At 71.4% G+C, this 11,005-nt stretch carries 10 protein-coding genes; 5 read left to right on the top strand and 5 right to left on the bottom strand.

Annotated elements, in window-relative coordinates; all coding sequences use genetic code 11:
- Positions 1–560: 560 nt before the first annotated feature.
- Entirely contained in the window at positions 561–1,208 is a 648-nt protein-coding gene (locus ACQEVZ_RS20555) for a hypothetical protein (protein ID WP_360560175.1), read from the bottom strand.
- A gap of 149 nt (positions 1,209–1,357) precedes the next feature.
- Here ACQEVZ_RS20555 and ACQEVZ_RS20550 point away from each other — a divergent pair, with 149 nt between their 5' ends.
- Positions 1,358–2,419 carry an LLM class flavin-dependent oxidoreductase gene (locus ACQEVZ_RS20550; RefSeq protein ID WP_433368859.1) on the top strand — a complete coding sequence of 354 codons (1,062 nt, stop codon included), beginning with the start codon at positions 1,358–1,360 and terminating at the stop codon, positions 2,417–2,419.
- An 836-nt stretch (positions 2,420–3,255) separates the two neighbouring features.
- On the opposite strand, the gene ACQEVZ_RS20545 is transcribed toward ACQEVZ_RS20550, so the two are convergent.
- Complete coding sequence (locus ACQEVZ_RS20545) at positions 3,256–3,975, bottom strand: M50 family metallopeptidase (RefSeq protein WP_344513716.1); 720 nt, start codon at positions 3,973–3,975, stop codon at positions 3,256–3,258.
- A 30-nt stretch (positions 3,976–4,005) separates the two neighbouring features.
- Here ACQEVZ_RS20545 and ACQEVZ_RS20540 point away from each other — a divergent pair, with 30 nt between their 5' ends.
- The 3 genes from ACQEVZ_RS20540 (at position 4,006) to ACQEVZ_RS20530 (ending at position 6,608) form a co-directional block, all read left to right on the top strand.
- Positions 4,006–4,512, top strand: a complete 507-nt coding sequence (locus tag ACQEVZ_RS20540) for an N-acetyltransferase family protein (RefSeq protein WP_433368856.1) — start codon at positions 4,006–4,008, stop codon at positions 4,510–4,512.
- A 90-nt stretch (positions 4,513–4,602) separates the two neighbouring features.
- Complete coding sequence (locus ACQEVZ_RS20535) at positions 4,603–6,192, top strand: serine/threonine-protein kinase (protein WP_433368853.1); 1,590 nt, start codon at positions 4,603–4,605, stop codon at positions 6,190–6,192.
- Between the two features lie 44 nt (positions 6,193–6,236).
- The gene (locus ACQEVZ_RS20530) at positions 6,237–6,608 is read left to right on the top strand and encodes a DUF1801 domain-containing protein (RefSeq protein ID WP_433368850.1); all 372 of its coding nucleotides are present in this window, start codon (positions 6,237–6,239) and stop codon (positions 6,606–6,608) included.
- Positions 6,609–7,500: 892 nt separating this feature from the next.
- Here ACQEVZ_RS20530 and ACQEVZ_RS20525 read toward each other — a convergent pair.
- The 3 genes from ACQEVZ_RS20525 to ACQEVZ_RS20515 are packed head-to-tail and all read right to left on the bottom strand — an operon-like array spanning position 7,501 to position 10,257.
- Positions 7,501–8,253 (bottom strand): FAD:protein FMN transferase, encoded by a 753-nt coding sequence (locus ACQEVZ_RS20525; RefSeq protein WP_433368847.1) that lies wholly within the window; start codon positions 8,251–8,253, stop codon positions 7,501–7,503.
- A gap of 3 nt (positions 8,254–8,256) precedes the next feature.
- Positions 8,257–8,850: an FMN-binding protein gene (locus tag ACQEVZ_RS20520; RefSeq protein ID WP_433368844.1), complete on the bottom strand. Its 594-nt coding sequence runs from the start codon at positions 8,848–8,850 to the stop codon at positions 8,257–8,259.
- Between the two features lie 24 nt (positions 8,851–8,874).
- Positions 8,875–10,257, bottom strand: coding sequence for a ferredoxin reductase family protein (locus tag ACQEVZ_RS20515; protein ID WP_433368841.1), 1,383 nt, complete (start codon positions 10,255–10,257; stop codon positions 8,875–8,877).
- 144 nt (positions 10,258–10,401) lie between these two features.
- On the opposite strand from ACQEVZ_RS20515, the gene ACQEVZ_RS20510 reads away from it, so the two are divergent.
- Positions 10,402–10,926: a hypothetical protein gene (locus ACQEVZ_RS20510; protein WP_344513728.1), complete on the top strand. Its 525-nt coding sequence runs from the start codon at positions 10,402–10,404 to the stop codon at positions 10,924–10,926.
- The last annotated feature ends 79 nt before the right edge of the window (positions 10,927–11,005 follow it).

Below are 11,005 nucleotides of genomic sequence, written 5' to 3'. Positions count from 1 at the left end.
CGAGCGAACCCCGCCAACGCCAGGACGCCGCGCCACGGGACGCCACGCCCCCGGGGAGTTCATTTGCGCAGGCACGCAGGGACGGCGCGGGGGCGGGACGGTGCAGGCACGGCGCGGCGCAGGCACGGCGCGGGGCGGGACGGTGCAGAGACAGGACGGCGGAGGCACGCGTGGGGGTGGGACGGCGCAGGGGCGGGGATGTCATTGCGCGGGCACGCAGGGACGGTCGTCGACGCGATTGCCACCGTCACCGCGCGGGCTGCGGCGGCGCTGACTGCGGCCGCCGCCTGCACTCTTGCGTCCCTGGCCGTGCGCCCCCGCGACACCGTGACGGCGTGACGGCGGGGCAGGTGCTGACGGGGACGGCGCAGAGACGGCGCGGCGACGGGACAGCGCAGTCGTGGCGTGGGGAGTGGGACGGCGCAGGGACGGGGATGTCATTGAGCGGGCACCCAGAGACAGCGCGGCGACGGGGCCGGGGCGACGAAAAGCGCGGCAGCGGACCAGGGCGCGCCTGAGGGGAGGCGCGCTCCGGTCCGCTGCCGCTGGTGAAGGAAGCGTCAGGCGGTCGTGCCCCACATCGAGGCGAACGCGGCAGCCTCGCCGGCGAGCCACCGCTCCACCTCGGCCGGCTTGACCGCCGGGTCGGGGCGCAGGACGTCACCGCGGCGCAGGTCGACGAGGACGGCCGTGGCGTTGGGCAGGACCAGGTCCATGTGGCGGGTCATGAGGTGCAGGGTGGCGACCGCGGCCTCGTCCTGCGGCGGGTCCTCGTCGAAGTGCAGGCGGACCGCCTCGCCGTGACCGTCCGCATACCGCAGGCCGAAGTGCGGGTTGATCTTCACGGGGAGGCTGCCCAGCATGCCGAGGGCGTCGCGCGTCGGGGTGACCTCCACCTGCGACAGGTCGCCGATCGACTCGATGTAGCGCAGCGCGCCGGGGACGACCGACTCGTACAGTGGCCGCCACCGCGAATTGACCTGCTCGACGACCGCGTTGAGGTAGGTGCCGCCGGTGCGGAACCGGATGTCGGCCTTCAGCGCCTTGACCAACTGGCCGTGTGGGTTGAAGCCGGAGCCCGACTCTCGCTGACGGCGCAGCCCGCCCACGAAGCTCGCCTTGCGAGGGCCGGTGCGGCCGACATAGCGCGTGAAACTCAACAGCGTCGCATACGGAACGGACCCCGGGGTGACGGTGGACACGGTCACTTGCGCTCTCCTCCCAGCCAACGAAACCGGCTCAAGAACCCCAGCTCAAGAGCGACTTTCGTACACACATTCTAATCGATCGGCGCCACATTTCCCAGTCTCGGGAGACTGTCGGTGAAACACACCGGTTAAGTAGGTAAGGTGACTGCATGACGACGTTCCACTGGTTCCTGCCGACGACCGGCGACGGTGATCAGGTCGGCGCCGCGACCGTCTCCGTCGGAGCCGCCGCACACGTCCGGACACCCACCGTCGCGTATCTGTCGGAGGTCGCCCGCGCCGCCGAGGAGGCCGGGTTCGCGTCGGTGCTGACACCCGTCGGCGCCGGCTGCCTCGACCCTCTCGTCATGTGTACCGCGATCGCCCAGCACACGACCACGCTGCGGATGCTCGTCGCGTTCCGGGCCGGCTTCACCCTGCCGACCCTCCTCGCCCAGCAGGCCGAGGCATTCCAGTGGATCTCCGGCGGCCGCCTCGCCCTCAACGTCGTCACGGGCGGTGACCAGCAGGAGCAGCGAGCGTACGGCGACTTCGTCGAACACGACGCCCGCTATGCCCGCACCGCCGAGTACCTCCAGGTGCTGCGCAACACGTGGAAGGGCGAGCGGTTCGACTTCCACGGCGACTACTACCACGTCGAGTGCGGCGGCCTCGGTACGCCACTCGCCGACGTCCCACCCATCTACTTCGGCGGTGCGTCGCCTGCCGCCGAGGACGTGGCCGCACGCCACGCGGACGTCTACCTCATGTGGGGCGAGCCGCCGGCCGCGATCGCCGAGCGCGTCGAGCGCATGCGGGCCAAGGCCGCGGCGTACAGCCGGACCCTGCGCTTCGGCCTGCGGATCCACGTCATCGTCCGCGACGACGCCGACCAGGCGTGGGCCGAGGCCGACCGGCTGCTGCGCGGCATGGACCCAGCGAGGATCGCGGCGGCGCAGGCCCGGTTCGCCAGGATGGACTCCGTCGGCCAGGCCAGGATGACCGCGCTCAACGCCGGCACCACCGACGGCCTGGTCATCGCCCCCAACCTGTGGGCCGGCATCGGCCTCGTCCGCGAGGGCGCCGGCACCGCCCTGGTCGGCAGCCCCGAGGAGATCCGCCTGCGCCTCGCCGAGTACGAAGGCGTCGACGAGTTCATCCTCTCCGGCTGGCCCCACCTCGAGGAGGCTCACCGGGTCGCCGCAGCGGTGCTGACCCCGGTCCCGGCCTGACCCACACGTCCGACGACGAAGACCGGCGCTGCGTGTGCGGCGTCTCCCTTTGTACGGCGATCGACGGCTCCCGCTCCGGAGACTGCGCCGGCGCAGAGACACGGGACGCAATCCGCGCGACCGCCGCCCAGGGCCCGCCGTATCGACCAGCCGGCGGCATCCGGACGCGGAATACCGGCTGGCCGGGTCAAGGCGGACCCGAGATCCCGAGCCTCACCCACCACGCAGCGGACACGACCGGGGCGATCGATGCAGCGGGCGGGCGGTGTCCCGTTCCGCACGGCTCACCACGCTGCTTCTGGAGTCCGCAGTGAGCGCCGCGCTGCCCGAGGAGTCCGCAGTGAGCGCCGCGCTGCTTCTGGGCGTCTGCGGTGAGCGCCGCGCTGCCCGAGGGGTCCGCGGTGGGCGCCGCGCTCGCCGGGCGTGACGCTGCCCATCGGCCGTCGCCGTCCGCGATCGACCGGTGTGATGCCTCACCTCAGCGCCGTGGAGCATCGCGTCGATCGCCGGCGGTGCCCGGCTGCGACGGCGCCTTTCCGCCGTCTGATGCCATGGTGCTCGCCGCGAACCGACCGCCATCGCGGTGGGGCGTCGAAGCTAGGTCGATCCGGCCGGCTGCATTCGTGGCGGGGTCGTGGGGGTTGGGTTGAGCAGGTCGGCTGCTGTCGCGGCGCTGGGCCTGGTCCAGGGGCACTCAGCCCCAGACGCGGATCTGGCGCAGCGCCGTCGCCGGAGCGGGTGGGTCGACTGGTCGGTTGCTGTCGTGACGGGGTCGTCGGGATGGGTGGGTCGAGCCGGGCCGGCCTGGAGCAGGTCAGTGACGGGTGGTGGAGGTGTCAGCCCGAGATGAGGTCCGCCACGGGGCCGAGCATGAGCCGGGTGCCGAACGCGAGCGACGCCAGCGACACGATCACGAAGAACGCGACGTAGACGATCGCGGGCACTCGGGTCAGCCGGCCGATCTGGTCGGCGTCGGAGTTGGGTGCCTGGCGGCGGAAGCGTGACTGCTGCAGCTCGAACACGGCCCGCACGCCGCCGAGCAGCATGAACCAGGAGAAGGCGTACGCGAACGCGCCCTGCACCTCCGGCGAGCCGAACCACGAGACCGCGAAGATGATCGCGCCGGCGACCACGACGGAGACCATGCCATAGACGTTGCGGATCATGATGAGCATGGCGACGAGCAGGAGCAGCAGGAGCCAGAGCAGCACTGTGATCCGGCCCACGCCGAGGATAGCGGCCGCGCCGAGGCCCAGCAGCGACGGCGTGATGTACCCGGCGAGCCCGGTGACCACCATGCCGAGCCCGTTGGGCCGGCCCCTCGACAGCGTCAGGCCCGACGTGTCGGAGTGCAGCCGGATCCCGGAGAGCCGCCGGCCGCTCAGCACCGCCGCCAGGGCGTGGCCGCCCTCGTGCGCGATGGTGATGAAGTTGCGCATGACCCGCCAGGCGGGCCGCAACAGGACCGCCAGCAGCGCCACGACTGCGGTGGCGATGACGACCTCACGCGGGGGCGCGGGCAACCGGCTGAATGCGTCGCTCAACACATCGAACACGAATGCAGAGCCTGCCACCTGACGTGTTGAATGAACAGCGTGGAGATCAGGCGCTTTGTCGACGACGACTGGCAAGGCCAGCACTCGGGCCTCTGGGACGTGTGGCACGAGGTCGTGTCCGCCGGCGAGAGCTATGACAACGACCCAAACTCCACCGAGCAGGACGCCAGGTCGCACTGGCTGCTGCCGCCCCCCTTCGAGGTCTGGGTGGCGGTCGAGGACGGCGACGTGCTCGGCACCTACAAGGTCGGTCCCAACAAGGGTCGCCTCGGCGACCACGTGGCGAACGCCAGCTTCATGGTGTCGACCCGCGCCCGGGGGCGAGGCCTGGGCCGTACCCTCGGCGAGCACTGCCTTGACCGGGCCCGCGAGCGCGGCTTCACGGCGATGCAGTTCAATGCGGTCGTGTCCACCAACACCGTCGCCGTGCGGCTGTGGCGCTCGCTCGGCTTCATCATCGTCGGCACGATTCCGGACGGCTTCCGCAGCACGAAGTACGGGTTGGTCGACTTCCATATCATGTATCGGCGCCTGTGAAGGTCCACGCCGCTCAAGGGGTCCCCCACATGGGGAGTACTGCCTGGTAACGGTTGTGACCTTCATCTTGCATTCTGTACGAATAGCCCGATGCGTACTCCCCCCGAAGCGCGCGACGACACCGACGACGGTCTCCGGTCGCTCAGCGAGGACCTCACCGGTTACCGCATCGGTGACGCCTACCAGCTGATCGAGCCGATCGGCGGCGGTGGCACCGGGACCGTGTGGCGTGCCCGCGCGCTCCAGGGTGACGACGAGGTCGCCGTCAAGCTGCTGCGCGAAGACCTCATGGCGGAGCCGAAGGCGGTCAACCGCTTCGTCCAGGAACGCGCGATCCTCCTCATGCTCCGCCACCCGCACATCGTGCGGGTCCGTGACCTGGTCACCGTCGGCACGTCGCTCGGCCTCGTCATGGACCTCGTCGACGGCGGCAGTCTCCGCGACCACCTGCACCAGCGCGGCACGCTGCCGCCGGCCGAGGCCGCGACACTGCTCGCCCAGGTCGCCGACGCTCTCTCGGCGGCGCACCGGCGCGGCATAGTCCATCGCGACCTGAAGCCCGACAACATCCTGCTCGACCGCGACGGCGGCCAGCCGCACACCCGCCTCACCGACTTCGGCATCGCGCGGGTGCTCGACACGCCGAGCATGACGACGCCGGGCGCGCTCGTCGGCACCGCCAACTACATCGCGCCGGAGACCGTCTACGGCGGCCGCCCCGCGCCGGCGGCGGACGTCTACGCCCTCGGCGTGGTGCTCTTCGAGCTCGTCGCCGGGCGGCCGCCCTATGCCGGGGGCCCGGCCTGGGCGATCCTGCGGCGGCACGTGGACGAGTCGCCGCAGCGTGTGGAGGGGATGCCGGAGACCGTCTGGCGGGTCGTGGGGGCTTGCATGGACAAGCGTCCAGGCCGCCGCCCGACGGCGAAGGAACTCGCGCACACGCTGCGCGTGGTGGCGAAGCGCACCGCCGACGATCCCGCTCTGCCGCCCCAGCCAGTGATCCATGAGCTGCTGCCCTCCTTCGAGCCGCCGGTGCCGAAGCCCCGACCACCGACATCATCGCGCTCACGTATGACAGTTTTGGCCGTCGTACTGGCGGCGCTGGCGGTCGTCGCGGTCCCCGCCTGGCGGGTCGTGCACCAGCCCAGCGCGCAGACAGCGGTCCAGCGTCCGGACGCGCTGCCGCCGAGCGTCGCCGGTCAGCCCGCGCTGCCGCAGATCGGTGTCACGCCGTCGGTGGGCGGTGGTCGTACATCTGGCGGCGAGAAGATCAGAGGTGGTGTGCCCACCCGCTCGGCCGGTCCTGTCGAGGCGATCGTGTGGGGTGCGTGGCAGTGCGCCGAGGAGTACACATGGGACATCGGGCATCCGGTCCTCGCGAAGCCGTGCCATCAGACCAGCTCCGCCGCGGTCCGCATGGTGGGGCACGTCTCGGCGCTCCCGGCGATCCAGGCCGACATCTCCATGTCGCTCGTCGACGCTGAGACCAGGAACGTCGTCGACGGCCCGCGCGTGTGCCGTGAGCTGATGTTCACCGACTTCGCACCCAGCCACGACTGCGGTCCGTTCGACGTCACCCCGCCGCGCGGCCGTCAGTACTACGTGGTGGAGAAGTGGGTCTACATAGACCGGGCGATCCTGCTCGGCGGGTCGGTCCAGGGGCCCACGTTCGACTGGTAGGAAAAGCCGCTGGAATTGTCGTACCCATGTGGTGAGGTGTCGGCATGATAGCCATCGAGCCTCCCGGCCTCGACCAACTTCTCGCCGATAGCTGCCCAGACATCGCCGTGCTCGCCCGCCACCTGCGGGACGTCATCGTGGAAGCCCGGCCCGAGTTGACCGAGCGCGTCTATCGAGGCTGGCACGGCTTAGGGTTCCACCATCCTGAGCGGGGCTATGTCGCGGCCATCTTCCCCGGCACCGACTCGGTGTCGGTCGGCTTCGAGCACGGCGCCGACCTGCCCGATCCGCACGGGCTGCTGCAGGGGACGGGCAAGCGGCTGCGCTACCTGCACTTCACACCCGACATGTCCGCGCCGACCCATGAGCACCTGCTCGAGTATCTGGACCTGGCCGTCCCGAAGCCGGCCTCGTAGACGGGCTGCAGCCAGGCGCAGGAAGCGGGTCGCGGAGGCAGGAGCGGGCGCGGGAAGCGGGTCGCGGGCCGGAGTCGGGCACGAGGCGGGTCCTGTGGGCGGGTCGGAGCTGGACGCGAACCGAGCCGCAGGCTGGTGCCGGGCTGGAGCTCGGCGGGTAGCGCTTCGTGGGCCGGAGCCGGGGCGGTGAACTGGTCGCGGCCGGAGCAGTGCCGAGGTCAGGCGCGAGGCAGGACACCGGCAGGATTCGGTGCGTGGAGCGGATCTCGTTGACAGGTGGTGGTCAGTCGGTCGTGGGCAGAGTTGGGTGTGAGGCAGCCACGGGCCGGAGTTTGGCGGAACGGGTCTCGCGGGTGATCCGGAGCCGGGGCGGGGACGCGAACCCGGTCCCGGGGTGGAGTCGGGCGGGGAGCCAGCCCCATGGGCGGGTCGAAGCGTGCCGCGGGCCGGGAGCGGGCGCGAAGCCGGTTGCGGGTGTTTCGTGCTGGGCCGGGCGGCGGGGGTCGCGGTTTGTGGGCCTGTCGGGCGCGAAGCCGGGCGGGCATCCGGTCCCCTCGCGAAGCTGCGCCATCAGACCAGGTCGGCCGCAGTCCGCATGGTCGGGCACGTGCCGGTCGCAGGCTGGAGCCGGGCGGGCAACAGGCAGAGCGTCGGGCTGGGGCCGGGGCGGGTAGCAGGCAATGAGTCGGGCGGGCAGCGGGTCTCGTAGACGGACCGGAGCCAGGCGTGGGATGCGGGCGGCAGCGGGTCTCGTAGACGGGCCGGAGTCAGGCGTGGGAAGTGGGCGGGCGGCGGGTCTCGTAGACGGGCTGCAGCCTGGCGCGGGAAAGCGGGTGGGAGCGGGTGCCGTCGAGGACCTGAGGGCGGTCTGCGATCGTCTCGCCGGGGATGGTCAGGTGCTGGGGGCCACCGGCAGCCCGTCGGAGCGCATCGCGCGGCCGTCTTCGGTGACGACCGCGCACTCGTGGTTGGGGAGCTGGGCCAGCCAGTCGATGCCTGCCTCGCCCATGGCCAGGGCCGCCGTGGCGTAGGCGTCCGCCGTGCCGAGGTCCGGGCCGACCACGGTGACCGAGCGCAGGGCGGCGGCCGGCTCGCCGGTGAAGGGGTCGACGACGTGCAGGCCGCGCTCGTACGTGCCAGAGGTCGCCACCGCCATGTCGGTGACCTCCAGGACCCACGCGAGGGACATCGCCTCCCAGGGGTGGCGGATGCCGACCCGCCACGCCGGACGGCCAGGGGCGGCGCCACGGACGAAGACGTCGCCGCCGGCGTTCAGGCAGTGGTGGGAGGAGCCGAGCAGCAGCAGGCGGTCGCACGCGCGCTGGACCGCCCAGCCCTTGACGTAGCCGGAGGGGTCGAGGCGGCCGCCGGCCATGATGTCGAAGTAGCCCCGGGTCTCGTCCCAGAGCTCGGCGCACCGGTCGAGAACCTCGCCGACCAGCGGCGAGCAGTCGGAGCGGCGCAGCTCGCCGCGGCCGAGGCGGCTGATCTCACTGTCGGCCTGGTAGGTGCTGAAGGTGGTGTCGACCAGGCGCAGCCAGGCGAAGACCTCGTCGGCCAGCCGCTCCAGCTCGGGCACCGGCAGCGGGTCGGCCAGGTCGAGGCTGACCGCCATCCCCATCACGTGCTCGACCCGCACGAGCACAGGTCACGCCTGGAACGCGCGGTCGATCGCCGACTGCAGCGACAGCTTGTAGCCCGAGCTGGTGTAGGTGGCGCCGGAGACGGTGTCGATGTCCGCGCTCTGCTTCGAGAGGGCCTGGGACTTGAGCTTCGGGAGGGCGTTGTTGTTGATCTGCACGGAGCGCGAGTGGTTGCTCGGCGAGTCCAGGACCTTGATGTCGGTGATCTTGCCGCCGGAGACGACGATCGAGAGCTCGACCGAGCCGTATTCGACGTAGACGCTGTTGCCGCCGAAGGTGCCGTCTTTCATCGTGGTGCGGGGTGGCTTCGGCGCCGCCGTCGTGGGCTTCGGCGTGCTGGTCGTCTTCGTGCCGCCGCCACCGGCCGGGGGTGCCGCGGCCGTCGTCGTGGCCGTCGTCGTGGTGGGCGCGGCGCCGTTGCCGGGCGGCATCGTGACCGCCGAGGGCGGGCCCCCGGACGCCGACGGCACGGGGCCGGTCGCGCCGACGGCCTGCGGGTCCAGGGGGCGGTCGGTGGGGCTGCTGAAACCGGCCTTGGCACCCACCAGCAGGACGGTGCCCGCCGCGGTGCCCATCAGGGCGATCATCGCGCGTCTCACGAGGGACCAACTCTCAACAAGAAGCTAGAACTCGAAGGGGTCGAGGTGGATCTGCCGGCGCGGGACCCGCAGCCGCCGCAGCACCTGCAGCGACTGCGTGACCAGCCCGTCTGGGCCGCACAGGTAGATGTCGCGTTCGGTGATGTCGGGCACCAGCTCCCGCATCCCGGCGGGCGTGAACAGGCGCCGGGGGCCGGGGTCGCGCCGGTCGCCGACCACGAACCACAGCGTGGCGTGCCGCAGGTCGGCCAGGTGCTCCAGCTCGTCGCGCAGGTGCAGGTCGTGCACGGCGGACGCCCGGTAGATGACCACCGCGCCGGGCGGCAGCTCCTCCAGCAGCGCGCGGATCGGCCCGATGCCGCTGCCCGCCGCGATGAGCACGGTCCGCGACTTGACCCGGCGGCTCGCGGTGAAGTCGCCCCACGGGCCCTCGACGAAGATCCGCACGCCGGGGCGCAGGTCGCGCATCGCCATCGTGTGGCTGCCGACGGTCTTGACGGTGAGCCGCAGCCAGCGGCCGTTCGGCGCGGCGGAGAGCGAGAATGGGTGCGCCTGCCACCACAGCCCGCGCGACAGGAAGCGCCACCGGAAGAACTGGCCGGCCTGCGCGTCCATGTCGTGCAGGCGGTTGCCGGTGATGTAGATCGACACCATGTCGGGGCCCTCGGCGACCACGTCGGCCACCTGGAGCCGGTGCCGGAGGTTGAACGTCAGCGGCGCCACGATGCGCCCCCAGACGACCGCGGTGACCATGACGACGTAGAAGGCGATCCACAGCGTCCGGCCGAGGCCCGGCTTGAAGAGCTCCTGCCCGTTGGAGAACTGGTGGGCGAAGCCGAGCAGCAGCGCCAGGTAGGCGGTCAGATGCAGGAAGTACCACAGCTCGTAGGGCAGGGCCCGGCGCAGCCCGCGGATGCTCAGCAGGCCGATGCACACCAGCATGCCGGCCGCGAGGAAGGCGGTGACCATGTCCTCGTACTCGGTCAGGATCGTGCCGAGCTCGCTGACGAAACCGACCCGGTCGGCGTACGCGTAACCGACGGTGATCAGCGCCGCGTGGGCCAGGATCATGATCAGGACGGAGCCGCCGAGCTCGCGGTGCCACAGGCCCAGGTGGCGGGCGCCGATCCAGCGCTCCAGGACGGCCAGCCGGCTCATCAGGATCACCTGCACCAGCAGCAGGTAGCCGGCGATCAGGCCGGTGACCCGGCCGGCCGACTGGAAGATCTCCGCGCCGGTGTCGATCGAGCCGGCCTTCGTGCCGAGCCACCAGGGCAGCAGCGCCAGCGCGAGACCGCCCCAGAACAGGGTGCGCAGCAGGAGCCGTCCGGCGCTGTTGTGCTCGACGGGTCGTGCCGCCGGGGCGGCGAGGCTGCTCGCCGGGCGTTGTTGCCGGGGGACGGTCATGGTTGATCGTGTCTCATGTGGTTCCACTGCCATTGGTGGTATCAGAACCCGCTGGTCGAGGACCATGGGCTTAAGCCGGACTTCAACCTGCGCACAAGATGCTCGCACGAGTGGCCGTCGGGCAGGCGCCCCTAGAATGACGCGATGCAGCGCTTCTGGCGAATCGCCCTGATCGTCCTCGCGGTGGTCGCCGCGTTCGCTGCGACGGGCCTCGGCGTGGCATACACGCTCGGTGTCTTCACCGAAGCGGGGCGTTTCAGCGCCGCACCTGACTGCGCGGTGCTCGACGCTTCAGCGGTGGCGGCGGTGGTACCGGCGGCGAAGGTCGAGGCCGACGGCGCCAACTGCACGGCGGGGGACGGCCAGACGCAGCTCAACGTCGGCTTCACGGTCGTGCCCAAGAAGGGCACGGTCGGCGGCCCGGAGCTCGCCTCCCGCTACCTCGAAGTGACCAGCGGCACCGAGAGCGAGCCCCTCGACGGCGTCGGCGACCAGGCGGTCCGCCAGCGGGTCCGCGCCATCGGCCAGCCTCAGATCATCACGATGCGGGTCAGCAACCTGATCGTGGTGCTGTCCGTCGCCAACCTCGGCGGCGGCGAGCTCCCCGCCGCCGCGGACACGGGCCTGGTCGAGGTGGCCAAGACCCTGGCCGCCAAGCTCAACGCCTGACCCGAGGCAAGCGCCTCCGACAAAGCCGCGCCCAAGGAAAGCGGCGACGCTGTGGACAACGGCGCGGCAGCGGAAGCGA

This window comes from Dactylosporangium sp. CA-152071, from assembly GCF_050936335.1.
In the GTDB taxonomy this organism is placed as follows: Bacteria; Actinomycetota; Actinomycetes; order Mycobacteriales; family Micromonosporaceae; genus Dactylosporangium; species Dactylosporangium maewongense.
Note: the sequence above shows the minus strand (reverse complement) of the source record. Positions and strands in the feature narration are given on the sequence as shown.